Origin of the sequence: Burkholderia seminalis DSM 23518 (assembly GCF_902832885.1) — a bacterium.
Taxonomy (GTDB): Bacteria; Pseudomonadota; Gammaproteobacteria; order Burkholderiales; family Burkholderiaceae; genus Burkholderia; species Burkholderia seminalis.
Genome location: NZ_CADFDK010000005.1, coordinates 96,900 through 120,382 on the forward strand (window position 1 = coordinate 96,900; position 23,483 = coordinate 120,382).

Genomic DNA, 23,483 nt, shown 5'->3' on the forward strand with positions numbered 1-23,483 from the left:
TCATTCGGGCAGCGTCTGATGCCGCGTTTCGACCGCGAACGGCAGGATCAGGATGCCGAGTCCGAACGCGGCCGCCGTCCACGCGACGGGCACGCCGAGCGACCCGTAGCCGTGAATCGCGGCGCCGAGCAGGAAGTTCACGCCCGCGCCGATGAAGCGGCCAACCGACGCGTTGAACGCGAACGCGGTGGCGCGCACGCGCGTCGGGTACTGCTCGGGCAGCCACAACGAGAAGATCGCGAAATTGCCGCCGAAGAAGCCGAGGAACGCGAGCGACACCATGAACGCCGCCAGCCCGTTCGGCTGGTAGAACGCCCAGCCGAACGCGAACACGATCGAGGCCGCCATTCCCGCGAAATACACGCCGAGCGCGGTGCGTCGGCCGAGCCGTTCCGACAGCCACGGTGCGACCAGGCAGCCGGCGATCGTCGCGCACGACAGGATCGCCGCACCGACGGACGCGAGCCGCAGCGCGCCGACGTGATCGATGCCCGCGCGCGCCGCCAGCGTGCTGACCGCGCTCGCCTCGTAGACGGAACCGGCCCACAGCCCGACGATCGCGACGCCGACGAGGCTCGCGCTCGTCAGCGTGCGGCGCAGGAACGCCGGCGCGAAGATCTCGCGCAGCGGGTGCGCGCGCCGCGCGTCGGCCACGTCGCCGTCGCGCGCGTCGTGCCGACGCCACTGCCCGGGCTCCTTCACGCGCATCACCGTGAACACCGCGAGCAGCGCGGGCGCCAGACCGCACAGGAACATCGCGCGCCAGCCGTAGGTCGCGCCGATCGTGTAGTTCAGGCAGGCGGCGATGAAGAAGCCGAAGTAGTAGCCCGTCTGCAGGTAACCGGCGCCCATCTTGCGGCGGTCTTCCGGCCAACTCTCGGCCACGTAGGTGCCCGCGAGCGCCCACTCGCCGCCGACGCCGATCCCGGCGATCAGCCGGCACGCGGCCAGCGCCCATACGTCGTGCACGAACGCGGCCGCGCCGGTGAACACCGAGTAGATCAGGATGCTCGCGGCGAGCGTGCGCACGCGGCCGAAGCGGTCGGCGAGCGGCCCCCAGACGAACGACAGCCCCCAGCCGATCAGGAACAGCGCGAACAGGATCGACCCGTACATCCCCAGATTCGCGGGCGTCGCCGCGATGCCGGACGCCGGCAGCAGTTCGGTCAGCGCGGGAATCAGCACGAGCGCGTAGATCACCGAATCCACGCCGTCGAGCACCCAGCCCGCGTAGACGGCCCAGAAGCCCTTCACCTGCTCGCGCGTGAGCGGCGTGCGCCGCGGCTTCGCGCCGGCCGCCGGCGCGTCGATCGCCTTGAACATCTTCGTCTCCTTGCCGGCAGGGCCGGCACGTTCGCCGCGTCCGGTCCGGAATGGCCGGCAGTCGGGCTCTTTTGTGAGACGAGTATAGAAACCCGATCGATCGCGGAAAAATATGATATTCATCTTGCTCGATCGGATTGGCTTATGACTCGAATCGGGAGACGGCGGCGATGGACTTGAGACAGTTGCGCTATTTCGTGAAGGTCGTCGAATGTGGCAACGTCACGCATGCGAGCGAGGCGCTGCACGTCGCACAGCCGGCGGTGAGCCAGCAGATGCGCAATCTCGAACAGGATCTCGGGATGCAACTGCTCGAGCGGAGCGTGCGCGGCGTCGCGCCGACCGCCGCCGGCCGCACGCTGTATCAGCACGCGCTCGACCTGCTGCGCCAGGCCGACGGCACGCGCGAGCTGCTGCGCCGCGACGCCGACACGCCGCAAGGCCGCGTGACGGTCGGCATGCCGTCGAGCACCGCGCGCGTGCTGGCCATTCCGCTCGCCCGCGCGGTGCGCGACCGCTACCCGGGCATCATGCTGGAGCTGATCGAGGCGCCGAGCGCCGATCTCGACACGCTGCTCGAACGCGCGCGGCTCGATCTCGCGATCGTCGTCGATGCGGTCGACACGCGCGGCATCGCGGTCCACCGGCTGCTGACGGAGACGCTGTACCTGATCACGTGGCCCGAATTCCAGGTGCCGGACGATCCGGTGCCGCTCGACGCGATCGCGCGGATGCCGCTCGTGCTGCCGAGCGCGCCGAACACGATCCGCAACCGCGTCGACTGGGCAATGCGCGAGGCCGGGCTGTCGTACGAGATCAGCTTCGAGGCGAGTTCGACCGGGCTGCTGTTCGCGGCCGTGATGGCGCAGCTCGGCGTGACGATCCTGCCGTGGACGGCCGCGCACGTCGAGATCGAGGAACGCAAGCTCAAGCTGTCGACGGTCGCGCACCGGCTGTTCGCGCGCGACCTGTCGCTGTGCTGGCACGATACGGCGCTCGTCAGCAACGCGGTGCAGAAGGTCAAGGGCGAGATCGTCCGGCTGTTCGACACGCTCGGGCAGCGGCCGGAGTGGGCGGCCGGCAATAACGATCGCAGCGATCGCACGTGACCCGTGCCGCGCTTGCTTAGTGCGGCCCCACCGCACGTACCAAGCTCCTTTCATGGGCGGACCGCTGACACCTCCGCTTCTCCTCGCCGCTCGGTATAAGCGTCGGGGGAAGGAGGCCGTTCGTGTCCCCGTCCCAGTCTGCCTGGTTTCTGCTGGGCGTCAGTGTTCTCACCGAAGTGCTCGGCTCCGTCGGCCTGAAATTCTCGGCCGTTTTTCCCGCCCGCTGCCGTCTGCGCTCACGATCGCCTGCTATGCCTGCGCCGTATGGCTGATGGCGCTCGCGACGAAGCGGCTCGAACTGGGGCTCGCGTACGCGAGCTGGGCCGCCGCCAGCACCGCGGCCACCGCCGTGATCGGCATCGTCTGCGTCGACGAGTGGGTGTCGTCGCTGAAGCTCGCCGGCCTCGCGCTGACCGTCTGCGCGCTCGTCGCGCTCAACCTCGGCGATGCAGCGGCGCGGTGATCGGCGCGCAGGCGCCCGGCGCGGCATTGACAACGCCCCCCGGCACCCCTTAACGTTGCTCACATCGTAACCATCACCGGTTCAGCTTAAGAGGTTGTCGGCCCGCTCGTGCTCGACACCTCTGCCTTCCTCGAAGGCCTGCTGCTTGGCGCCGGCCTGTTCACGTCGGTCGGCCCCAAGGACGCCTTCGTCATCAAGCGCTCGCTCTCGAGCCCTCACCTGCTCTCCATCGCCCTCGTCTGCGCAGGCAGCGACGCGTTGCTGATCGCGCTCGGCGCGCGCGGGTTGTCTTCGTTGCTGTCGCGCCATCCCGGCGTCGTGTCGGCCGCGCTGTGGGCCGGCATCGCGTATCTGGCCGGTTACGGCCTGCTCGCGTTGCGCTCGGCGATCCGGCGACGACAGCCGGAACACGTCACGGGTCCACGCTCGGCCACCGAACCCACGCGGTCGAGCACGGTGCTCGCCACCGCCGCCGTTTCGCTGCTCAATCCGTATGCGTGGATCGATACCGTGCTGCTGCTCGGCACCGTGATCGTGAGTCATGCGCCGTCCGCACGCGCGCCGTTCGCAATCGGTGCGATGACCGCTTCGCTCGTCTGGTTCCTGATGCTTGCCTATGGCGCACGCGCGTGCCGTGCCTGGTTCGCTCGCACGCTCGCGTGGCGTGTGCTCGACGGCTTCGTCGCGGTGATGATGCTCGGCTTCGCGATTCGGTTCGCGATCGATGCGCTTTAGGTTTCAGCGACCGGATACCGGGATCGCGCGGAATGTATCGTGCGCGTTGACATGCAGTTCGAAACCGATACCGGGCACCTGCGGCACGCGTGCGTATCCGGCGTCGACGGTTTCGCCGTCGGCCAATCCGCTGAACGGATGGAACGCGAACGGGCTGACTTCCGCGCCGCCGAGACCGAGCGCCGCGACGACGTGCAGCGAGAACAGATGGCCGCCGTGCGGCCAGAACGCATCGCGCCGCCAGCCGCGCGACACGAAGTGATCGACGATCTGCAGATAGCCCGGCAGCCCGTAGCCGTGCACGGGATCGAACACGAGCACGTCGCGATCGCGGCGCAAACCGCCATAGCGCTCGAGCAGCTTCGCTTCCGCGAGCGAGAACAGCGTTTCGCCGGCCGCGATCGGCGGGGCGTATCGTGCGGCGAGGTCCGCCTGAAGCGGCAGGTCGAGCGGGTCGCACACGTCCTCGAACCACCAGAGATCGAACGGTGCGAGCATCTCGGCGGCCGCGCCGACCGTCGTGGCGTCATACGTATTCATCGCGTCGACCGCGAGATGCGAACTGTCCACGAGGTGCGCCGCGGCGACCTCGATGCGGCGTCGATCCTGGTCGAGATCCGCGCCGCCGATCTTGATCTTCGCACGCGTGTAGCCGAGATCGGCGAAACGACGCATCTCGTCCGACAGGCGCGCGAGATCGTCATGCGGATAGCGGTAGCCGCCGCCGGCATACACGCGCACGCGGGTTGCCGCCGTGCGTTCGAGCCGGTCGGCGAGAAAACGACTGAGCGGCAGGTCGGCAATTTTCGCGGCGGCGTCCCAGATCGCCATGTCGAGCGTGCCGACCGCGACGCAACGTTCGCCGTGGCCGCCGGGCTTTTCGCCGGCCATCATCGCGCGCCATGCACGGAACGGGTCGAGGTTCGTGCCGGTATCGTCGGCGAGGGTATCGGCGGCGGCCAGCAGGCGCCGCGCGAACCGTTCGCGGATCAAACCGCCCTGCGCGAAGCGGCCGATCGATGCGTAGCCGTAGCCCGTCACCGGGCGGCCGTCGCGCACGACGTCGGTCACGACCGCGACGGCGCTCGTCGTCAGGCCACCGGACGGAATCGCGGGATCGGCATAACGCGACACGGGAATCGCGCGCTCGTGGATGGCGGTGATGCGCATGGTCGGGCTCCGGAGAGGCGTCCGGCGCAGGCGGATGGTTCATGCGCTGCAGCGGAATCGATGGGCGGATCGCTGCATCTTAGGGGTTTGCGTAACAGCGTGCGGGACCGGCGGCGACCGTCGTCGCGTTATCGCCGGACAACCGCGCGTCGCATTCGTCACGGGTTGCAGCCGAATAGCAGAGCGCGCCGAGCCTTTTGCCACGCTCGGCGCGCTATTTCCGGACCGGATCGGCATTCATTGATTGAGCCGGAGTCCTCGTTTGCTCCTCGCGGCTTGGTGAGCCGCGAGGATGCAGGGCGATGACGGTATGCGTGGGCCGGGTCGAATCGACCGCCCGCTCAGGCGAAGACGAAGTACTTGCGCACCGTCTCCACCACTTCCCACGTCCCTTTCATGCCGGGTTCGATCACGAACACGTCGCCGGCCTTCAGGTGCACCGACTCCTCCCCTTCCGGCGTGATGATGCAGTACCCATCGAGGAAGTGGCAGTACTCCCACTTCTCGTAGTTCACCTCGAACTTGCCCGGCGTGCAGATCCAGGTGCCCATGATCTTGCTGCCGTCCTTCGAGACGTACGCGTTGAGGTTCACGGTGTGCGGATCGCCGCCGATGCGCTTCCACTTGGTCGCATCAAGGACAGGCGTCGGGCAGGTTTTGCGCAGAACGGTGATGAAATCGGACATGTCGGCTCCAGACTGACGATCGTGTAAGAGACCTGTCACGTTAGTTCGAAAGCCTTGCCCGGGCTTGTATGCGTCCGACACCGACTCGTCCATTTTCGACATCGGCTGGTAGAGGCACGCCGCCGGCGGGTTTCGTCCGGTCTGGGTGCCACGGAACCGCCTCACTTAATGGCTGATCTGCCGCGTGGACGGTGCATCGAGATAGGTGTCCGTCGCGGTACACAAAGTCGTTTGCCAGCCGCCCAAACAACCTCACTTGCCACGTCGTCGCCAAACCTTGTAGAATTACGCGTTCTGCGGGCGTCGTATAATGGCCATTACCTCAGCTTCCCAAGCTGATGACGTGGGTTCGATTCCCATCGCCCGCTCCAGTTTTCGGCTGCATCGCAGCCTGCGCAAAAGCCGCCTCGTCGAAGGCGGCTTTTTTGTACCATGTGCCGGATCGCCCGGCGCACTGCCGCGCACAACGGGCCCTCGCCCGCAACCGAGCCTTTCTCTGTCACCGATGATGCACGACGATCCGAACGAAGCCGGCCTGCCGCCGCACGACGACGCCATTTCCGACGAAGCCGCCGAAGGCGCCGACGACGTCAATCCGCTGCACCGCCGCCGCATCCGCAGCTTCGTGACGCGCGCCGGCCGCGTGTCGACCGGCCAGCGCCGAGCGCTCGACGAGTTCGGCCCGCGCTTCGTCGTGCCGTATGCGCCGGAACTGCCCGACTGGAACGCGATCTTCGGCCGCAACGCGCCGCGCATCCTCGAGATCGGTTTCGGGATGGGCGCGTCGACCGCGGAAATCGCCGCGCACCGCCCGGGCGACGACTTCCTCGGCGTCGAAGTCCATGAGCCGGGCGTCGGCGCGCTGCTGAAGCTGATCGGCGAGCAGGACCTGCCGAACATCCGCATCATCCAGCACGACGCGGTCGAAGTGCTCGAGCACATGATCGCGCCGGAAAGCCTCGACGGCGTGCACATCTTCTTTCCCGATCCGTGGCACAAGGCGCGCCACCACAAGCGCCGGCTGATCCAGCCGCCGCTCGTCGCGCATCTCGCGTCGCGCCTGAAGCCCGGCGCCTACATTCACTGCGCGACCGACTGGCAGAACTACGCGGAGCAAATGCTCGAAGTACTCGGCGCGGAGCCGACGCTCGAGAACACGGCCGCCGACTACGCACCGCGCCCCGACTACCGCCCGGTGACGAAGTTCGAACGGCGCGGGCTGCGGCTCGGCCACGGCGTGTGGGACCTGGTGTTCCGCAAGCGCGCCGGTTAAGCCCCCGCTCCGCCCAGAAAAAACGGCCCGACCGGCATTGCCGATCGGGCCGTTTTTTCATGCCCGCACGCCGGATTCCGGCGCGCGCCTCACGCCCAGTTCAGCCAGCCGCTGTAACCGACCAGCAGCACGAACAACCCGAACGCGATCCGGTACCACGCGAACACCGTGAAATCGTGCGTCGCGACATAACGCAGCAGCCAGCGCACGCACACGAACGCGCTGACGAACGCCGCGACGAGCCCGAGCGCGAACAGGCCGAGCGAATCGACGGTGAACGCCTGCCAGTCCTTGACGGTTTCGTAGAGCGTCGCGCCGAAGATGATCGGAATCGCGAGGAAGAACGAGAACTCGGTGGCCACGCGCCGGTCGAGGCCGAACAGCATCCCGCCGATGATCGTCGAGCCCGAGCGCGACATGCCGGGCACCAGCGCGAAGCATTGCGCGATGCCGACCTTGAACGCATCGAGCGGCGTCAGCGCATCGACCGACATCACGCGCGGCGGCTCGCTGCGTTCGCGCTGCCGCGCCTCGGCCCACAGGATGATCGCGCCGCCCACGACGAGTGCGAACGCGACGGGCACCGGCGAAAACAGCACGGCCTTGATCTTCTTCTCGAACAGGAGGCCGAGCGCGATCGCGGGAATCGTCGCGATCACGACGTTCAGCGTGAAGCGCCGCGCGTCGGGCCGGCTCGGCAGCCCGGACACGATGGATGCGATCCGCTGCCGGTATTCCCAGCAGACCGCGAGAATCGCGCCGAACTGGATCACGACGTCGAACGTCTTCGCGTGCGAATCGTTGAAATTCAGGAAGCTGCCCGCGACGATCAGGTGGCCGGTGCTCGACACCGGCAGGAATTCCGTCAGCCCCTCGACGACGCCGAGGATCAATGCCTTGCAGATCAGGATCCAGTCCATCCGTGGCCCAACTCCGAAAAGGTCGAAAGAAAGGGCCACTCTTCCACGCGCGGCCCGCCCGGCCGCGCGCGGTCCGTCGTCACTTTTCGACGATCGCCACGCGTATGCCGTTTGTAAGGATCGTAATTGTACCGGGTTCGTAGTTCACCCCGGCAAATTGCAGTTGCTCGGGCTTGAACGTGTAGATCGGGTAATTGGTCAGCAACTGCGTCGCGAGCAGGCCGGCGGCCGCCCCGACCTGCTGCGCGTACATCTGCGCGTCGCCGTCGAGCACGAGGCTGTCGACGGCCGGTGCCTTCAGCACGACCGAGCGGCTCGGCGCGTCGTACGCGAGCTGGCCCGACACGGTGAACTTGCCGCTGACGGGCGCGCGCAGGAACGGGCTCGCGAAATGCGCGTCGAGCTGCACCGCGACGCGGTTCTGGTCCGGCAGCAGGTTGACGTTCGGGTTCGCGAGCGACACGTCGACCACCTGCGCAACCGTCTTCTGGTACGGGAACTTGCGCCCGACGGCTTTCTGCACGTCGCCGCGCGAGAACGTGTAGTGATCGGGGATGAACGGGAACGTCGACGCGCACGCGGCGAGCGATACGCACACGCCGACGGCGCCGAGGGAGGCGGCAAGGAAACGGCGCCGGCCGGGCGCGCGAGGTACGGTCATGCTGAACGCTCTCCTGTAGGCGCCGACGGCCGCGTCGCGGCCTCGAGGCGCGTGAGCCACACGAGCGCGTCGTCGCGCGACGCGCCGCACATGTCGGCGGACGGCTGCAGCCCGGAACAGCACGCGGGCCGCTCGGGCCGGCCGAAGATCATGCAGCGCAGGTCGTCGCCGAGCTGCGCGCAGCGCACGCCGGCCGGCTTGCCGCCGGGCATGCCCGGGATCGGGCTGGAAATCGACGGCGCGATGCAGCACGCGCCGCAGCCCTCGCGGCACGCATGCGGCGGCGGGACGTCGGCGGGCGCCGGGCGGACAGGCAATTCGACGGACACTCGGCTCTCTCGACACGACAGACAACGAAAACGGCGCGGCAACCGGACGCGGTGCCCGGTTGCCCCACCCCGCATTGTGCCATCGTCGGCTGCGACGTTATTACACAATGCAGCCGAATCGCGTGTTTATATACTCGAAAGCATCTAAAAAGCGCGAGACCGTCATGAGTTCTGGTTCTGCCGACACAATATTCCGTCCCGATTTGCTCGCGAAATACGGCGCGAACGGGCCGCGCTATACGTCGTACCCCACCGCGCTGCAGTTCCGCGACGATTTCGACCCGGCCGACTACGTACGCGCGGCCAGCGACCCCGGCGCGTCGTCGAGCGAGCTGTCGCTGTACGTCCACATCCCGTTCTGCAACACCGCGTGCTTCTACTGCGGCTGCAACAAGATCGCGACCAACAACCGCCGCCGCGCCCGCCCGTATCTCGACCAGCTCAAGCGCGAGATGGCGCTGCAGGCCGCGCTGTTCGATCCGTCCCGCCCCGTCACGCAGCTGCACTGGGGCGGCGGCACGCCGACCTTCCTGTCCGACGACGAAACGGCCGAACTGATGGCGGCCACCCGCGAGCACTTCGCGCTCGCGCCGGACGCCGATGCCGAGTTCTCGATCGAGATCGACCCGCGCACGGTCACGCCCGCGACGCTCGTGCATCTGCGCACGATCGGCTTCAACCGGCTGAGCCTCGGCGTGCAGGATTTCGACCCGGCCGTCCAGCAGGCAATCAACCGCGTCCAGCCGCGCGCGATGACGGCCGACCTGCTCGCCGCCGCGCGCGCGACGGGCTTTCATTCGGTGAGCGTCGACCTGATCTACGGGCTGCCGCACCAGACCGTCGCCGTGTTCGCGCGCACGCTGGAGACGATCATCGAGCTCGCGCCCGATCGCCTGTCGGTGTTCGGCTACGCGCACATGCCGCACCTGTTCAAGATGCAGCGGCAGATCGACGACGCGGCGCTGCCGCCGCCGGAAGCGCGCATCGCGCTGCTCGGCCTCGCGATCGACATGCTGACGTCGGCCGGCTACGTGTACATCGGGATGGACCACTTCGCGCGGCCGTCGGACGAACTCGTGCGCGCGCAGCGCAACGGCACGCTGCAGCGCAATTTCCAGGGCTACAGCACGCGCGCGGACACCGATCTCGTCGGCTTCGGCGTGTCGTCGATCGGCAAGGTCGGCGACGTCTACGCGCAAAACGCGAAGGACCTGCCTGCGTACGGCGCCGCGCTCGACGCGGGCCGGCTGCCGATCGCGCGCGGCGTGCGACTCACGCCCGACGACCGGCTGCGCCGCGACGTGATCACGCAACTGATGTGCAACCTCGCGCTGCCGTTCTCGCATGTCGAGGCCGCGCACGGCATCCGCTTCACCGATCATTTCGCGCGCGAACTCGACGCGCTGCGCCCGTTCGAGCGCGACGGGCTGCTGACGATCGCGCGCGACCGCCTGACGATCCATCCGGCCGGCCGGATGGTCGTGCGCAATATCGCGATGGCGTTCGACGCATACCTGGGCCAGATGCCGCGGCAGCGCTACTCGCGCACCGTTTGACACCCGCGCCGGCCGCACGCGGGCGGCCGGTTTGATACAGTGTGGGGCTTACGCTCCGCCAGAACCCGCACGATGCGCACCACCAAAGCGACCCACGCGGTCGAACGCCTGAAGACCCGCTCCGGCAACCCGCAATTCGCGGCCGTCGCGATGGCGGGCGGCCTGTTCTATCTCGTCGACCGTTCCGGCGGCACCGCCGAAAAGCGCTGCGAGCCGCTGCCGCTCGACGAGTTCGTCAAGTTCGTCGACGAATTCGGCCCCAAAAAGCCGCGCAAGGCGAGCAAGCTCGACCTCGCATTCGAGGCGCAGATCAAGAAGAGCAAGGGGTAAAGGTCTGTTGCAGGCCGCCTGAAGGCTTCGCGGCCGCCCCGTTTGGTACAATCACGAAGTTTCTCTATCCCCGCTGATGGCCGACCAGGCTGCGTGACCACACCATGAATATCGAAAACGCGCGTTTCAACATGATCGAACAGCAGATCCGTCCGTGGGACGTGCTGGATCTGGACGTCCTGGGCCTGCTGTCGATCGTCAAGCGTGAAAACTACGTTCCGGCCGAATACCGCGATCTCGCGTTCGCCGACCTCGAACTGCCGCTGCCCGGCGGCACCAGCAAGATGCTGTTCCCGCGCGTCGAGGCGCGCGTGCTGCAGGAGCTGACCGTCAAGAAACACGAAAACGTGCTCGTGATCGGTGCGGGCTCCGGTTACCTGGCCGCGCTGTTCGCGCATCGCGCGCAGCACGTGACGGCCGTCGAAATCGATCCGGCGATCGCGAAATTCGCGGAAGACAATCTGCGCAACGACGGCGTGACCAACGCGGAAGTCGTGCTCGGCGACGGTTCGCGCGGCTGGGCGGCCAAGGCGCCGTACGACGTGATCTGCGTCGCGGGCGGCCTGCCGGTCGTGCCGCAGGAAATGCTCGAGCAGCTGAAGATCGGCGGCCGCCTGTCGGCATTCGTCGGCGGCCGTCCGGTGATGAAGGCACAGATCATCACGCGCATCGACGACAAGCAGTATCGTGTCGCCGACGTGTTCGAAACGTACATCGACCACCTCGTCAACGCGATCGAGCCGTCGCGCTTCAAGTTCTGAGCGGCGGAGCCTCCATGCAGATCCTGACGCCCGCGATGCTCGCGGAATGGCTCGGCGATTCGGCACGCCCCGCGCCGGTCGTGCTCGACGTGCGCGAGCCGTGGGAAATCGCGACCGCGCAGATCGCCGGCAGCGTGTCGATCCCGATGCAGCAGATCCCCGCGCGCAGCGAGGAGCTCGACGACGAAGCGGAAATCGTCTGCGTGTGCCATCACGGGATGCGCAGCGCGCAGGTCGCGATGTTCCTCGAATCGCGCGGCTTCACGAAGCTGTACAACCTGCAAGGCGGGATCGACGCGTGGTCGCGCGACGTCGATCCGTCCGTGCCGCGTTACTGACCTGTCCGGCGGCGCATCATGCGCCGCCCCGCCGGCCGGCCCGCTGCCGCCGGCCGCACTGATCCGCCGAACGGGCACGCATCGCGTGCCCGTTTCTGTTTTCCGCTCCGCTTCGTTCCCTTCCACATGCGCCGCCGGCGGGCAAAGGCACCGCGCCCCGGCCGACCGTGCACCATTTGCGCCCACGCGTCTGCACCGCAACGGACCGCACCTGCTGCGCGACGCATCATCCGCACCATCCCGACGCCCGGTAACGCCCCGCACAGGCACGCCCGGCGTGCATCCGTGCGACTGGCACATGCCTTGCGTTACAGGAAGGCCGGCGCCGCCACGGCGCACGCACAACCAACACGACAAGGGGATACCGATGAAACGTCGCAGTCTGTTGAAGTTCGGTTCGATGGCCGGCGCGCTCGCGCTGGCGGGCAAGAGCCCGTTCGCGCACGCGGCCGATGCCGGCACCGGTCCGATCAAGGTCGGCATCCTGCATTCGCTGTCGGGCACGATGGCGATCTCGGAGACGTCGCTGAAGGACACCGCGCTGATGACGATCGCCGACATCAACAAGAGCGGCGGCGTGATGGGCCGCAAGGTCGAACCGGTGGTGGTCGATCCCGCGTCGAACTGGCCGCTGTTCGCCGAGAAGGCGCGCCAGCTGCTCACGCAGGACAAGGTCGCGTGCGTGTTCGGGTGCTGGACGTCGGTGTCGCGCAAGTCCGTGCTGCCGGTGTTCGAGGAACTGAACGGGCTGCTCTACTATCCGGTGCAGTATGAAGGCGAGGAAATGTCGCGCAACGTGTTCTACACGGGCGCCGCGCCGAACCAGCAGGCGATTCCGGCCGTCGAGTACCTGATGAGCGCGGAGGGCGGCGGCGCGAAACGCTTCTTCCTGCTCGGCACCGACTATGTGTATCCGCGCACGACCAACAAGATCCTGCGCGCATTCCTGAAATCGAAAGGCGTGAAGGACGCCGATATTCAGGAGGTCTACACGCCGTTCGGCCACAGCGACTACCAGACCATCGTCGCGAACATCAAGAACTTCTCGCAGGGCGGGAAGACGACCGTGATCTCGACGATCAACGGCGACTCGAACGTGCCGTTCTACAAGGAACTCGGCAACCAGGGCATCAAGGCGACCGACGTGCCGGTCGTCGCGTTCTCGGTCGGCGAGGAAGAGCTGCGCGGGATCGACACGAAACCGCTCGTCGGCCATCTCGCCGCATGGAACTACTTCATGTCGGTCAAGAACCCGACCAACACGAAATTCAAGGACCAGTTCGCCGCCTGGGTGAAGGCGAACAACCTGCCGGGCGGCGCGAAGCGCGTGACCAATGACCCGATGGAGGCGACCTACGTCGGCATCCACATGTGGAAGCAGGCGGTCGAGAAGGCGAAGAGCACCGACGTCGACAAGGTGCGCGTCGCGATGATCGGCCAGACGGTTGCCGCGCCGTCGGGCTTCACGCTCACGATGGACGGCAACCATCACCTGCACAAGCCGGTGATGATCGGCGAGATCCGCGGCGACGGGCAGTTCAACGTCGTGTGGAAGACGAAGACGGCGGTGCGCGCGCAACCGTGGAGCCCGTTCATCGCCGGCAACCAGGGCAAGCCCGACGTCGTCAGCTCGATCCCGGCGTTCCTGCGCCGGCAGCGCACGGCGCTGGCCTGACGCGATGCAGGGGCACGCACACCGACGCGCTGCCCCGCTCGCACGCATGCACCGATGCGCCGGCCGGCCCATCGGTGCGTGAATCCGCCTCCCTACGCCGACAGGATCTCCCGATGCCTACACGCTTTCGCCGAGCCGCCGTCGCGATCGTCGCGTGCGCCGCCCTCGCGGGCATGCTGCCGCGCGCCGCGTTCGCGCTGACGGCGGCCGATACCGCCGCGCTCGCCGGCGACGACTTCGACGCGAAGACGGCCGCGATCGAGCGCCTCGCCGCCGACACGGATCCGCGCGCGGTTACGGTACTCAACGCACTGTCGAGCGGCGACGCGCTCGCGACCGGCGACGGCCGCCTGCTGATCCAGACCGGCGACACCGCGCACGATGCGCTCACGCAGGCCGCGACGCCGGCCGGCGATGCGCAGCCCGTGATGCTGAACAACCTGCTGCGCACGAAGATCGCGGGCGCGCTGTCGGGCCTCGCGCTCGCATCGCCCGACGTCGCCGCGCGACGCGACGCGATCGATGCGCTGCTGAAATCGCCCGATCCGGCGCTCAAGCCGATGATCGACCGTGCCCGCGCGAAGGAAACCGATCCCGCACTGAAGCGCCGCCTCGACGCGCTGTGGGCGATCTCCGCGCTGCACGACGCCGATCCGGCGAAGCGCCTCGAAGCCGTGCAGGTGGTGGCCGCGCGCCGCGATCTCGACATGATCGAACAGCTCCGCCCGCTCGTCGCGAAGAATGCCGACGGCAGCTACACGGAACCCGACGCCCGCGTGCGCGACGCCGCGCAGCAAGGGCTCGACGCATTGCACTCGCTGCAGCGCCGCGGCGAGATCGTCGGCACGCTGTTCGCGGGCCTGTCGCTCGGCAGCGTGCTGCTGCTCGCCGCGCTCGGCCTCGCGATCACGTACGGGCTGATCGGCGTGATCAACATGGCGCACGGCGAGTTCCTGATGATCGGTGCGTACGCAACCTATGTCGTGCAGACGCTGGTTCAGCGCTACGCGCCCGGCGCGTTCGACTGGTATCCGCTCGTCGCCGTGCCCGCGTCGTTCGTCGCGGCCGCGCTCGTCGGCATCGTGCTGGAGCGGCTCGTGCTGCGGCACCTGTACGGCCGCCCGCTCGAAACGCTGCTCGCGACGTTCGGCGTGAGCCTGATCCTGATCCAGGCGACGCGCATGCTGTTCGGCGCGCAGAACGTGCAGGTCGTGAATCCATCGTGGATGAGCGGCGGCGTGACGGTGATGCAGAACCTGATCCTGCCGTACAACCGCCTCGCGATCCTCGCATTCGCGCTCGCGGTGGTGTTCGTCGCGTGGGCCGTGCTGACGAAGACGCGGCTCGGCCTGTTCGTGCGCGCGGTCACGCAGAACCGCCGGATGGCCGCGTGCGTCGGCGTGAAGACCGCACGCGTCGACGCCTATGCGTTCGCCTTCGGTGCGGGCATCGCGGGCCTCGGCGGCTGCGCGCTGTCGCAGATCGGCAACGTGGGCCCCGACCTCGGCCAGAACTACATCATCGATTCGTTCATGGCCGTCGTGCTCGGCGGCGTCGGGCAGATCGCCGGCACCGTGCTCGGCGGCTTCGGGCTCGGCCTCGCGAGCAAGGCGATCGAGCCGTTCTGGGGCGCCGTGCTCGCGAAGATCGCGGTGCTCGTGATGATCGTGCTGTTCATCCAGAAACGCCCGCAGGGCATGTTCGCCCCGAAGGGCCGCAGCGCGGAGGCTTGACGTGACTTCAATCAGCGATTCGCTGTCGAACCCGGTCGACGGCGCACCGACGCCCGCCGCCGCCGGACGGGCGGCCGACGGCTTCGCGCTCGGCCTGCCGCCGCGCCCCGCGCTCTTGTCGCGCCGCGCATGGCTCGCGCTCGTCGCGCTGTGCGTCGCGATCGGCATCGGCGTGCCGCTCGCCGCGCTCGTCGCGCCCGAAGCGAGCGCGTTCCATCTGTCCGCGTACGCGATGACGCTCGCCGGCAAGCTGATGTGCTATGCGATCGCCGCGCTCGCGCTCGATCTCGTGTGGGGTTACTGCGGCATCCTGAGCCTCGGCCACGGGCTGTTCTTCGCGCTCGGCGGCTATGCGATCGGCATGTACCTGATGCGCGAGATCGGTCGCGACGGCAAGTACGGCAGCGACCTGCCGGACTTCATGGTGTTTCTCGACTGGCACCAGTTGCCGTGGTACTGGAGCGGCACGCAGCATCTCGCGTGGGCGCTCGCGCTCGTGGTGCTCGTGCCGGCCGTGCTCGCCTGGGTGTTCGGCTTCTTCACGTTCCGCTCGCGCGTGAAGGGCGTGTACCTGTCGATCATCACGCAGGCGCTGACGTTCGCCGCGATGCTGCTGTTCTATCGCAACGAGACGGGCTTCGGCGGCAACAACGGCTTCACCGACTTCAAGCGCATCGCGGGCTTCGCGATCACGTCGCCCGGCACGCGCACGGTGCTGTTGCTGCTGACGTTCGCGACGCTGGTGCTGGCGTTCATCGCCGCGCGCGCGATCGTCACGAGCAAGCTCGGGCGCGTCGTCACGGCCGTGCGCGACGGCGAGACGCGGCTGATGTTCCTCGGCTACAGCCCGCTCGCGTACAAGCTGTTCGTGTGGACCGTGTCGGCCGTGCTGTGCGGGATCGCCGGCGCGCTGTACGTGCCGCAGGTCGGCATCATCAACCCCGGCGAGATGTCGCCCGGCAACTCGATCGAGATGGCGATCTGGGTCGCGGTGGGCGGGCGCGGCACGCTGATCGGGCCGATCGTCGGCGCATTCGCGGTGAACGGCGCGAAGAGCCTGTTTACCGCGTACTTCGCCGAATACTGGCTGTTCTTCCTCGGCCTGATCTTCGTGCTCGTGCCGCTGCTGCTGCCGCGCGGCATCATGGGCCTCGTCGAAACCTTGCTCGCGAAGGGGAAACGCGCATGAACGGAACGGCCCTGTACCAGTTCACGCCGCCGCCCGAGGACGAATTGCTCGCCGTCAGCGGCGCCGCATCGATGGGCCGCGTCGTGCCGCAAGGCATCGACACGTCGCACGGCACGATCCTTTATCTCGAGGATATCGAGGTGAGCTTCGACGGCTTTCGTGCGCTGAAGAAGCTGTCGCTCGCGATCGACGCGGGCGAGCTGCGCTGCGTGATCGGCCCGAACGGCGCGGGCAAGACGACGATGATGGATGTCGTCACCGGCAAGACGCGCCCCGATGCCGGCAGCGTGTTTCTCGGCCAGACGCTCGACCTTTCGCGGATGAGCGAGCCCGAGATCGCGCGCGCGGGCATCGGCCGCAAGTTCCAGAAGCCGACCGTGTTCGAACAGCATCCGGTGTGGGAAAACCTCGAGCTCGCGATGCAGACCGACAAGGGCTGGCTCGCCTCGCTGCGCGCGCGGCTCGACCGCTCGGCGCAAGCCAGGATCGAGGAGACGCTCGCGCTGATCGGCCTCGAAAGTCACGCCTACCGCGCGGCCGGCGAGCTGTCGCACGGCCAGAAGCAGCGGCTCGAGATCGGCATGCTGCTGATGCAGCGCCCTGCCCTGCTGCTGCTCGACGAGCCGGCGGCCGGGATGACCGACCACGAGACGATGGAGCTCGCCGAGCTGCTGAACACGCTGCGCGGCACCTGCTCGATGATGGTCGTCGAGCACGACATGGAATTCGTCGCGGCGCTCGCGGGCGACACGGGCCGCGTGACGGTGATGGCCGAAGGCGCGGTGCTCGCGCAAGGCACGCTCGACCAGGTCAAGCGCGACGACGCCGTGATCGAGTCATACCTCGGACGATGATGCGATGCTGAAGATCGAAGCACTGAACCAGTACTACGGCGGCAGCCATATCCTGCGCGACGTGAACCTCGCCGCCGACGACGGCAAGCTCACCGTGCTGCTCGGCCGCAACGGCGTCGGCAAGAGCACGCTGCTGCGCTGCCTGATGGGCGTCGTCGCCGCGAAGAGCGGCAGCGTGTCGTGGCGCGGCACGGCGCTCGGCGCGCTGCCGCCGTATGCGCGCGTCGCGGCCGGGCCCGCGTACGTGCCGCAGGGCCGCGACATCTTTCCGCGGCTCACCGTCGAGGAAAACCTGCTCGTCGGCGCGGCCAGCCGCAAGGCGCCGTCGAAAGTGCCGGACCGCATCTACGACCTGTTCCCCGTGCTGAAGGACATGCGCGCGCGGCGCGGCGGCGACCTGTCGGGCGGCCAGCAGCAGCAGCTCGCGATCGGCCGCGCGCTGATGAGCGAGCCGCAGCTGCTGATCCTCGACGAGCCGACCGAAGGCATCCAGCCGTCGATCATCCAGGACATCGGCCGCACGCTGCGCCAGCTCGTCGACGAATCGAGGATGACGGTGCTGCTCGTCGAACAGTATTACGATTTCGCGCAATCGATCGCGGACCGCTACTGGGTGATGAGCCGCGGCGAGATCGTCGCGGGCGGCGATGCGCGCGACATGGCGGCGAACGGCGTGCGCGAACTGATCGCGGTGTGATGCGCGGCACGGCGTAGGCACCGCGGCAGGCACGGCGTAGGCACCGCGGCGAGAACGGCTGGCTGGCCGGGCCGCGGCACGCGGCGCTTCCACCGAACGCGGCAACTGCATTATTGTTCCGGTAGCATCCACGTTCCTCGCGCCCGTTTCCTTCGTTTCCCGTTCCCGTTTGCCGCCGATGTCCGCCTCCGATTCGCACGCCCCGCTGTCCCGCCCCGCCGTCGCCAAGTCGTGGCGCGGCCGCCTCGAACTCGGTTTCGAGCGGCACGGTGCGCGCACGACGCTCGCGCACCGGTTGCACGACGGCCCGCTGCGCGTGCAGCGGCCGCTGTACCCGGAAGGCGACGCGATCTGCCACGCGGTGATCGTCCACCCGCCGGGCGGCGTCGCGGGCGGCGACCGGCTCGACATCGACATCGCGCTCGGCGACGGCACGCACGCGGTGCTGACGACGCCGGGCGCGACCAAGTGGTACAAGTCGAACGGCCTCGACGCGACGCAGCGCATCGGCATCACGGTCGGCCGGGACGCGAAGCTCGACTGGCTGCCCCAGAACAACCTGTTCTTCGACGCGGCGCACGCAGCGCTCGATTTCACGGTGACGCTCGGCGCGGGTGCCAGTGCGATCGGCTGGGACGCGACACAGCTCGGCCGGCAGGCGGCCGGCGAAACCTGGGCGGCGGGACGCATCGCGTCGACCTCGGCGCTCGTCGATGCCGACGGCCGGCCGCTTTGGACCGAACGCGCGCTGCTCGACGCTCACGATCCGCTGCGCGGCGCGCTGCAGGGCCTCGCCGGCTTTCCCGCATACGGCACGCTGTGGGCCGTCGGCGCCGCATGCGACGCCGCGCTGGCCGAATCGCTCGCCGCCCGGATGCCGTTCGACGACACGCTGCGTGCGGGCGCCACCTGCGTGACGCCCGGGGTCGTGCTCGTGCGCGCGCTGTCGACCTCGATGGAAGCGCTGCAGCGCCACTTCACCGACTGCTGGCTGCACTTGCGGCCGATCGTGCACGGCGTCGACGCACGGCCGCTGCGCCTCTGGCAAACCTGAGCGCGTCCGCGCCGCGCACCGTTTCGGCGCAAGGCCGCCTCGGACACTGCACGTTCGTCATGCACGACGCACCACGAACGCGCATCGCGCACCATGCGACAGGCATGGCACGCGCCTTGCTCCTTACATAGTCGATACACGACGCACGCAAAACAGCGCGGTGCTACGATGACTCGCGCGTCCGCCTGGTCGCCTGTACACCGATAAAAATTACGTTTTCCTGAACGTTTGCCTTCATGAAACTGACTCCCCGCGAGAAGGACAAGCTGCTGATCTTCACGGCAGCGCTGCTGGCCGAGCGCCGTCGCGCGCGCGGCCTGAAGCTCAACTATCCGGAGGCGGTCGCCTTCATCACCGCCGCGCTGATGGAAGCCGCACGCGACGGCAAGACGGTGGCCGAAGTGATGCATTACGGCACGACGCTGCTCACGCGCGACGACGTGATGGACGGCGTGCCGGAGATGATTCCCGACATCCAGGTCGAGGCGACCTTCCCCGACGGCACGAAGCTCGTGACCGTCCATCACCCGATTCCGTGAGGCCCCGCATGATCCCCGGCGAAATCCTCACCGACGACGGCGAACACGAACTGAACGCGGGCCGCGCGACGCTGACGCTCGTCGTCGCGAACACCGGCGACCGCCCGGTGCAGGTCGGCTCGCACTACCACTTCTTCGAAGTCAACGACGCATTGTCGTTCGACCGCGCGGCCGCGCGCGGCTTCCGGCTCAACATCGCGGCCGGCACGGCCGTGCGCTTCGAGCCGGGCCAGACGCGCACCGTCGAGCTCGTCGCGCTCGCGGGCGCGCGCGCCGTCTACGGTTTTCAAGGCAAGGTGATGGGGCCGCTGTAAGCCGCGCCCCGCTCTTCAGGAACAGCAACATGACACTACGCTTGAGCCGCCGCGCGTACGCGGAAATGTTCGGGCCGACGACGGGCGACCGCGTCCGGCTCGCCGACACCGAACTGCTGATCGAGATCGAACGCGACTTCACGACCTACGGCGAGGAAGTGAAGTTCGGCGGCGGGAAGGTGATCCGCGACGGGATGGGCCAGTCGCAGCGCGTGGCCGCCGACGTGCCCGACACGGTCATCACGAACGCGGTGATCCTCGATCACTGGGGCATCGTGAAGGCCGACATCGCGATCAAGCACGGCCGCATCGCCGCGATCGGCAAGGCCGGCAACCCCGACATTCAGCCGGGCGTGACGATCGCGATCGGCGCGGCGACCGAAGTGATCGCCGGCGAAGGGCTGATCGTGACGGCCGGCGGCATCGACACGCACATCCACTTCATCAGCCCGCAGCAGATCGACGAGGCGCTCGCATCGGGCGTCACGACGATGCTCGGCGGCGGCACGGGGCCGGCCACCGGCACCAACGCGACGACCTGCACGCCGGGCCCGTGGCACATGGAGCGGATGCTGCAGGCCGCCGACGGCTGGCCGATCAACCTCGGCTTCCTCGGCAAGGGCAATGCCAGCCTGCCGGAGCCGCTCGTCGAGCAGATCGCGGCCGGCGCGATCGGGCTCAAGCTGCACGAGGACTGGGGCACGACGCCCGCCGCGATCGACAACTGCCTGTCGGTCGCCGACGACACCGACACGCAGGTTGCGATCCATACCGATACGCTGAACGAAGGCGGCTTCGTCGAATCGACGGTCGCCGCGTTCAAGGGCCGCACGATCCACACGTACCACACCGAAGGCGCGGGCGGCGGCCACGCGCCCGACATCCTGAAGGTGTGCGGCGAGTCGAACGTGCTGCCGTCGTCGACCAACCCGACGCGCCCGTACACGATCAACACGCTCGACGAACATCTCGACATGCTGATGGTGTGCCATCACCTCGATCCGTCGATCGCCGAGGATCTCGCGTTCGCCGAATCGCGGATCCGCCGCGAGACGATCGCGGCCGAGGACATCCTGCACGATCTCGGCGCGCTGTCGATGCTGTCGTCCGATTCGCAGGCGATGGGCCGCGTCGGCGAAGTGATCATCCGCACGTGGCAGACCGCGCACAAGATGAAGGTGCAGCGCGGCGCGCTGCCGGAAGACGGCGCGCGCAACGACAACTTCCGCGCGAAGCGCTACGTCGCGAAGTACACGATCAACCCGGCGCTCACGCACGGCATCGCGCACGAAGTCGGCTCGATCGAGCCCGGCAAGTGGGCCGACCTCGTGCTGTGGGAACCGGCGTTCTTCGGGATCAAGCCGTCGATGATCCTGAAGGGCGGGATGATCGCGATGGCGCAGATGGGCGACCCGAACGCGTCGATCCCGACGCCGCAGCCGGTCCACTACCGCGAGATGTTCGCGACGCGCGGCGGGGCGCTCGCGCGCACGTCGCTGACCTTCGTGTCGCAGATGGCGGCCGACGCGGGCATCGCGGAACGCTACGGCCTCGCGAAGCGGATCGTACCCGTGCGCAACTGCCGCAACGTGACGAAGGCCGACATGATCCACAACGCGTGGCGCCCGTCGATCAGCGTCGATCCCGAAACCTACGACGTGATCGCCGACGGCCAGTTGCTGACCTGCGAGCCGGCAACGGTGCTGCCGATGGCCCAACGCTATTTCCTGTTCTGATTGCCGGTTTTCCGTTTCATGCGCACCCTCGACAAACGCATTGCCCCGAACGTGAAACTCGCCGCGTCGCTCGTCGCGCGCGCGCCGACGCTCACGCTCGCCTATGACGCCCGCTGCAAGAGCCGCCTCGCGGCGACGCTCGACACCGGCGAGGACGTCGCGGTCCTGCTGCCGCGCGGCACGGTGCTGCGCGACGGCGACGTGCTCGTCGCCGACGACGGCGCGCTCGTGCGCATCGCCGCCGCCCCCGAGACCGTGCTGCTCGTGCGCGCGGCCGATCCGCTCACGCTGATGCGCGCCGCGTATCACCTCGGCAACCGCCACACGCCGGTCGAGATCGGCGACGGTTACCTGAAGCTCGAAGCCGACCCGGTGCTCGCCGACATGCTGCGCCGGCTCGGCACGCAGGTCGAGGAGACGCAGGTGCCGTTCCAGCCGGAAGCCGGCGCGTACGGCGGCGGCCACAAGCACGGGCACGACGCGACGTTCGCCGAGGATTACGCGCTCGCGCAGCAGGTATTCGGCGAACATCACGGGCACTCGCACTCGCACTCGCACTCGCACTCGCACTCGCACGATCACGATCACGATCACGATCACGATCACGATCACGATCACGATCACGATCACGATCATCAGCATGGTTCCGGATGCACGCACGGCCACGGCCATGACCACCACTGAACTCGTCGCGCTGCTGCACCTCGCGTCGCCGGCGCTGCCGATCGGCGCGTACAGCTATTCGCAGGGCCTCGAAGCGGCACTCGACGCAAACCTGATCCGCGACGCCGATTCCGCGCGCGACTGGATCGCCAGCGGCCTGACCGACGTGCTCGCGCACGGCGAGTTGCCGTTCCTCGCGCACCAGCTCGCGCGCTGGCAGGCGCACGACACGCGCGCGCTCGCCGCCGAAAACGCGTGGTTCGTCGCGAGCCGCGAATCGGCGGAACTGCGCCGCGAAACCGAACAGATGGGCTGGTCGCTCGCGCAGCTGTGCGCATCGCTCGAATGGGGCGATGCCGCGCGCCGCGCGACGCTCGCGTCGCTGTCGCCGGTCGCGCTGCCGACCGCGTTCGCCTACGCAGCCGCCACGCACCACGCCAGCGCCGACGCGACGCTCGCCGCATACGCATTCGGCTGGGTCGAGAACCAGACGTCCGCCGCGCTGAAGGCCGTGCCGCTCGGCCAGCTCGCCGGACAACGCATCATCGTCGCGCTGCGCGGCGCGATCGACGCGGCCGTGCGCCGGGCGCTCGCGACGCCGCCCGACGCCATCAACACGTTCGCGCCGCAACTCGGCATCCTGTCCGCGCGGCACGAGACCCAGTACTCGCGGTTGTTCCGCTCCTGACCCCCCTCGCCAGACCATGAACGCACCTGCTCCCTCCTCCGCCCGCCGCACGAAGAAACTGCCGCCGCTGCGCGTCGGCATCGGCGGCCCCGTCGGCTCCGGCAAGACCACGCTGCTCGAAATGCTGTGCAAGGCGATGCGCGAGCGCTACGACCTCGTCGCGATCACCAACGACATCTACACGAAGGAAGACCAGCGGCTGCTGACGGTGGCCGGCGCACTGCCCGAGGAGCGCATCATGGGCGTCGAGACGGGCGGCTGCCCGCATACGGCGATCCGCGAAGATGCGTCGATCAACCTCGAGGCCGTCGACCGGATGCTGGCGCGCTTTCCCGACGCCGACATCGTGTTCATCGAATCGGGCGGCGACAACCTCGCGGCGACCTTCAGCCCCGAACTGTCCGACCTGACGATCTACGTGATCGACGTCGCGGGCGGCGAGAAGATTCCGCGCAAGGGCGGCCCCGGCATCACGAAGTCCGACCTGCTCGTGATCAACAAGACCGACCTCGCGCCGCTGGTCGGCGCGAACCTCGACGTGATGGCGTCCGACACGCGGAAGATGCGCGGCGAACGGCCTTATGTGATGACGAACCTGAAGGCGCTCGAAGGCGTCGCGGACGTGATCGCGTTCATCGAGAAGAAGGGTTTGCTGACGGTCTGAGCAGCGTCGCGGCGACACTCGAC

Annotated in this window: 26 protein-coding genes and 1 tRNA gene; 21 read left to right on the forward strand and 6 right to left on the reverse strand. The window is 68.2% G+C overall.

What is annotated here, in order from left to right:
* Complete coding sequence (locus HWX00_RS17490; RefSeq protein WP_124607808.1) at nt 1–1,323, reverse strand: MFS transporter; 1,323 nt, start codon at nt 1,321–1,323, stop codon at nt 1–3.
* Between the two features lie 170 nt (nt 1,324–1,493).
* Between HWX00_RS17490 and HWX00_RS17495 the strand changes: the two genes are divergently transcribed.
* The 3 genes from HWX00_RS17495 (at nt 1,494) to HWX00_RS17505 (ending at nt 3,630) form a co-directional block, all read left to right on the forward strand.
* Nucleotides 1,494–2,432, forward strand: coding sequence for a LysR substrate-binding domain-containing protein (locus tag HWX00_RS17495; RefSeq protein WP_034187311.1), 939 nt, complete (start codon nt 1,494–1,496; stop codon nt 2,430–2,432).
* A 271-nt stretch (nt 2,433–2,703) separates the two neighbouring features.
* Nucleotides 2,704–2,895, forward strand: coding sequence for an SMR family transporter (locus HWX00_RS36840; RefSeq protein ID WP_244131177.1), 192 nt, complete (start codon nt 2,704–2,706; stop codon nt 2,893–2,895).
* A 108-nt stretch (nt 2,896–3,003) separates the two neighbouring features.
* Nucleotides 3,004–3,630: a LysE/ArgO family amino acid transporter gene (locus tag HWX00_RS17505; protein ID WP_034187310.1), complete on the forward strand. Its 627-nt coding sequence runs from the start codon at nt 3,004–3,006 to the stop codon at nt 3,628–3,630.
* A 3-nt stretch (nt 3,631–3,633) separates the two neighbouring features.
* Here HWX00_RS17505 and HWX00_RS17510 read toward each other — a convergent pair whose 3' ends face one another.
* Nucleotides 3,634–4,800, reverse strand: coding sequence for a mandelate racemase/muconate lactonizing enzyme family protein (locus HWX00_RS17510; RefSeq protein ID WP_175027363.1), 1,167 nt, complete (start codon nt 4,798–4,800; stop codon nt 3,634–3,636).
* Between the two features lie 341 nt (nt 4,801–5,141).
* On the reverse strand, nt 5,142–5,486 hold the full coding sequence (locus tag HWX00_RS17515; protein ID WP_034187308.1) for a cupin domain-containing protein: 345 nt from the start codon (nt 5,484–5,486) through the stop codon (nt 5,142–5,144).
* Between the two features lie 296 nt (nt 5,487–5,782).
* On the opposite strand from HWX00_RS17515, the gene HWX00_RS17520 reads away from it, so the two are divergent.
* Nucleotides 5,783–5,857: transfer RNA gene (locus HWX00_RS17520), tRNA-Gly, on the forward strand.
* 134 nt (nt 5,858–5,991) lie between these two features.
* The gene (trmB, locus tag HWX00_RS17525; RefSeq protein WP_059557183.1) at nt 5,992–6,759 is read left to right on the forward strand and encodes a tRNA (guanosine(46)-N7)-methyltransferase TrmB; all 768 of its coding nucleotides are present in this window, start codon (nt 5,992–5,994) and stop codon (nt 6,757–6,759) included.
* 89 nt (nt 6,760–6,848) lie between these two features.
* Here the strand turns inward: trmB and HWX00_RS17530 are convergent, their stop codons facing one another.
* The 3 genes from HWX00_RS17530 to HWX00_RS17540 all read right to left on the reverse strand — a co-directional run bounded on the left by HWX00_RS17530 (nt 6,849) and on the right by HWX00_RS17540 (nt 8,657).
* Nucleotides 6,849–7,679 carry an undecaprenyl-diphosphate phosphatase gene (locus HWX00_RS17530; protein ID WP_034187306.1) on the reverse strand — a complete coding sequence of 277 codons (831 nt, stop codon included), beginning with the start codon at nt 7,677–7,679 and terminating at the stop codon, nt 6,849–6,851.
* Between the two features lie 79 nt (nt 7,680–7,758).
* Nucleotides 7,759–8,340 (reverse strand): DUF1439 domain-containing protein, encoded by a 582-nt coding sequence (locus tag HWX00_RS17535; RefSeq protein WP_034187305.1) that lies wholly within the window; start codon nt 8,338–8,340, stop codon nt 7,759–7,761.
* Entirely contained in the window at nt 8,337–8,657 is a 321-nt protein-coding gene (locus HWX00_RS17540; RefSeq protein ID WP_034187459.1) for a YkgJ family cysteine cluster protein, read from the reverse strand. The genes HWX00_RS17535 and HWX00_RS17540 overlap by 4 nt, the downstream gene beginning before the upstream one ends.
* Nucleotides 8,658–8,833: 176 nt before the next feature.
* Here HWX00_RS17540 and hemN point away from each other — a divergent pair, with 176 nt between their 5' ends.
* The 16 genes from hemN to ureG all read left to right on the forward strand — a co-directional run bounded on the left by hemN (nt 8,834) and on the right by ureG (nt 23,460).
* Nucleotides 8,834–10,225 carry an oxygen-independent coproporphyrinogen III oxidase gene (gene hemN, locus HWX00_RS17545; protein ID WP_175027362.1) on the forward strand — a complete coding sequence of 464 codons (1,392 nt, stop codon included), beginning with the start codon at nt 8,834–8,836 and terminating at the stop codon, nt 10,223–10,225.
* Between the two features lie 72 nt (nt 10,226–10,297).
* Nucleotides 10,298–10,555 carry a hypothetical protein gene (locus HWX00_RS17550; RefSeq protein WP_006488573.1) on the forward strand — a complete coding sequence of 86 codons (258 nt, stop codon included), beginning with the start codon at nt 10,298–10,300 and terminating at the stop codon, nt 10,553–10,555.
* Between the two features lie 104 nt (nt 10,556–10,659).
* Nucleotides 10,660–11,316, forward strand: a complete 657-nt coding sequence (locus HWX00_RS17555; RefSeq protein WP_175027361.1) for a protein-L-isoaspartate O-methyltransferase family protein — start codon at nt 10,660–10,662, stop codon at nt 11,314–11,316.
* Nucleotides 11,317–11,330: 14 nt separating this feature from the next.
* The gene (locus HWX00_RS17560; protein ID WP_034187302.1) at nt 11,331–11,654 is read left to right on the forward strand and encodes a rhodanese-like domain-containing protein; all 324 of its coding nucleotides are present in this window, start codon (nt 11,331–11,333) and stop codon (nt 11,652–11,654) included.
* Between the two features lie 367 nt (nt 11,655–12,021).
* Nucleotides 12,022–13,329 carry an urea ABC transporter substrate-binding protein gene (gene urtA, locus HWX00_RS17565; RefSeq protein WP_049033581.1) on the forward strand — a complete coding sequence of 436 codons (1,308 nt, stop codon included), beginning with the start codon at nt 12,022–12,024 and terminating at the stop codon, nt 13,327–13,329.
* A gap of 113 nt (nt 13,330–13,442) precedes the next feature.
* Nucleotides 13,443–15,062: an urea ABC transporter permease subunit UrtB gene (gene urtB / locus HWX00_RS17570; RefSeq protein WP_034187300.1), complete on the forward strand. Its 1,620-nt coding sequence runs from the start codon at nt 13,443–13,445 to the stop codon at nt 15,060–15,062.
* A 1-nt stretch (nt 15,063) separates the two neighbouring features.
* The gene (gene urtC / locus HWX00_RS17575; protein ID WP_175027360.1) at nt 15,064–16,251 is read left to right on the forward strand and encodes an urea ABC transporter permease subunit UrtC; all 1,188 of its coding nucleotides are present in this window, start codon (nt 15,064–15,066) and stop codon (nt 16,249–16,251) included.
* Nucleotides 16,248–17,105, forward strand: a complete 858-nt coding sequence (gene urtD / locus HWX00_RS17580) for an urea ABC transporter ATP-binding protein UrtD (protein ID WP_049033579.1) — start codon at nt 16,248–16,250, stop codon at nt 17,103–17,105. Before urtC ends, urtD begins: the two co-directional genes overlap by 4 nt.
* Nucleotides 17,106–17,109: 4 nt before the next feature.
* A complete protein-coding gene (gene urtE, locus HWX00_RS17585; RefSeq protein ID WP_175027359.1) occupies nt 17,110–17,802 on the forward strand; it encodes an urea ABC transporter ATP-binding subunit UrtE in 693 nt (230 codons plus the stop codon).
* A gap of 178 nt (nt 17,803–17,980) precedes the next feature.
* Entirely contained in the window at nt 17,981–18,856 is an 876-nt protein-coding gene (locus HWX00_RS17590) for an urease accessory protein UreD (RefSeq protein WP_034187296.1), read from the forward strand.
* Nucleotides 18,857–19,092: 236 nt separating this feature from the next.
* Nucleotides 19,093–19,395 carry an urease subunit gamma gene (gene ureA, locus HWX00_RS17595; RefSeq protein ID WP_006406310.1) on the forward strand — a complete coding sequence of 101 codons (303 nt, stop codon included), beginning with the start codon at nt 19,093–19,095 and terminating at the stop codon, nt 19,393–19,395.
* A gap of 8 nt (nt 19,396–19,403) precedes the next feature.
* On the forward strand, nt 19,404–19,709 hold the full coding sequence (locus HWX00_RS17600; RefSeq protein WP_034187295.1) for an urease subunit beta: 306 nt from the start codon (nt 19,404–19,406) through the stop codon (nt 19,707–19,709).
* A gap of 29 nt (nt 19,710–19,738) precedes the next feature.
* A complete protein-coding gene (gene ureC / locus HWX00_RS17605) occupies nt 19,739–21,445 on the forward strand; it encodes an urease subunit alpha (protein WP_034187294.1) in 1,707 nt (568 codons plus the stop codon).
* Nucleotides 21,446–21,463: 18 nt separating this feature from the next.
* Nucleotides 21,464–22,129, forward strand: coding sequence for an urease accessory protein UreE (gene ureE / locus HWX00_RS17610; RefSeq protein ID WP_175027358.1), 666 nt, complete (start codon nt 21,464–21,466; stop codon nt 22,127–22,129).
* Nucleotides 22,116–22,796, forward strand: a complete 681-nt coding sequence (locus HWX00_RS17615; protein ID WP_034187292.1) for an urease accessory protein UreF — start codon at nt 22,116–22,118, stop codon at nt 22,794–22,796. Before ureE ends, HWX00_RS17615 begins: the two co-directional genes overlap by 14 nt.
* 16 nt (nt 22,797–22,812) lie before the next feature.
* A complete protein-coding gene (gene ureG / locus HWX00_RS17620; RefSeq protein WP_034187291.1) occupies nt 22,813–23,460 on the forward strand; it encodes an urease accessory protein UreG in 648 nt (215 codons plus the stop codon).
* Nucleotides 23,461–23,483: the final 23 nt, after the last annotated feature.

Coding starts and splice junctions, on each gene's coding strand:
- HWX00_RS17550 (WP_006488573.1), top strand. CDS start 10,298: ATGCGCACCACCAAAGCGACCCACGCGGTCGAACGCCTGAAGACCCGC.
- HWX00_RS17495 (WP_034187311.1), top strand. CDS start 1,494: ATGGACTTGAGACAGTTGCGCTATTTCGTGAAGGTCGTCGAATGTGGC.
- HWX00_RS17530 (WP_034187306.1), bottom strand. CDS start 7,679: ATGGACTGGATCCTGATCTGCAAGGCATTGATCCTCGGCGTCGTCGAG.
- HWX00_RS36840 (WP_244131177.1), top strand. CDS start 2,704: ATGGCGCTCGCGACGAAGCGGCTCGAACTGGGGCTCGCGTACGCGAGC.
- HWX00_RS17600 (WP_034187295.1), top strand. CDS start 19,404: ATGATCCCCGGCGAAATCCTCACCGACGACGGCGAACACGAACTGAAC.
- HWX00_RS17510 (WP_175027363.1), bottom strand. CDS start 4,800: ATGCGCATCACCGCCATCCACGAGCGCGCGATTCCCGTGTCGCGTTAT.
- urtB (WP_034187300.1), top strand. CDS start 13,443: ATGCCTACACGCTTTCGCCGAGCCGCCGTCGCGATCGTCGCGTGCGCC.
- HWX00_RS17615 (WP_034187292.1), top strand. CDS start 22,116: ATGACCACCACTGAACTCGTCGCGCTGCTGCACCTCGCGTCGCCGGCG.
- HWX00_RS17535 (WP_034187305.1), bottom strand. CDS start 8,340: ATGACCGTACCTCGCGCGCCCGGCCGGCGCCGTTTCCTTGCCGCCTCC.
- urtD (WP_049033579.1), top strand. CDS start 16,248: ATGAACGGAACGGCCCTGTACCAGTTCACGCCGCCGCCCGAGGACGAA.
- urtE (WP_175027359.1), top strand. CDS start 17,110: ATGCTGAAGATCGAAGCACTGAACCAGTACTACGGCGGCAGCCATATC.
- urtA (WP_049033581.1), top strand. CDS start 12,022: ATGAAACGTCGCAGTCTGTTGAAGTTCGGTTCGATGGCCGGCGCGCTC.
- HWX00_RS17490 (WP_124607808.1), bottom strand. CDS start 1,323: ATGTTCAAGGCGATCGACGCGCCGGCGGCCGGCGCGAAGCCGCGGCGC.
- ureE (WP_175027358.1), top strand. CDS start 21,464: ATGCGCACCCTCGACAAACGCATTGCCCCGAACGTGAAACTCGCCGCG.
- HWX00_RS17515 (WP_034187308.1), bottom strand. CDS start 5,486: ATGTCCGATTTCATCACCGTTCTGCGCAAAACCTGCCCGACGCCTGTC.
- ureC (WP_034187294.1), top strand. CDS start 19,739: ATGACACTACGCTTGAGCCGCCGCGCGTACGCGGAAATGTTCGGGCCG.
- HWX00_RS17555 (WP_175027361.1), top strand. CDS start 10,660: ATGAATATCGAAAACGCGCGTTTCAACATGATCGAACAGCAGATCCGT.
- HWX00_RS17560 (WP_034187302.1), top strand. CDS start 11,331: ATGCAGATCCTGACGCCCGCGATGCTCGCGGAATGGCTCGGCGATTCG.
- trmB (WP_059557183.1), top strand. CDS start 5,992: ATGATGCACGACGATCCGAACGAAGCCGGCCTGCCGCCGCACGACGAC.
- ureA (WP_006406310.1), top strand. CDS start 19,093: ATGAAACTGACTCCCCGCGAGAAGGACAAGCTGCTGATCTTCACGGCA.
- ureG (WP_034187291.1), top strand. CDS start 22,813: ATGAACGCACCTGCTCCCTCCTCCGCCCGCCGCACGAAGAAACTGCCG.
- hemN (WP_175027362.1), top strand. CDS start 8,834: ATGAGTTCTGGTTCTGCCGACACAATATTCCGTCCCGATTTGCTCGCG.
- HWX00_RS17590 (WP_034187296.1), top strand. CDS start 17,981: ATGTCCGCCTCCGATTCGCACGCCCCGCTGTCCCGCCCCGCCGTCGCC.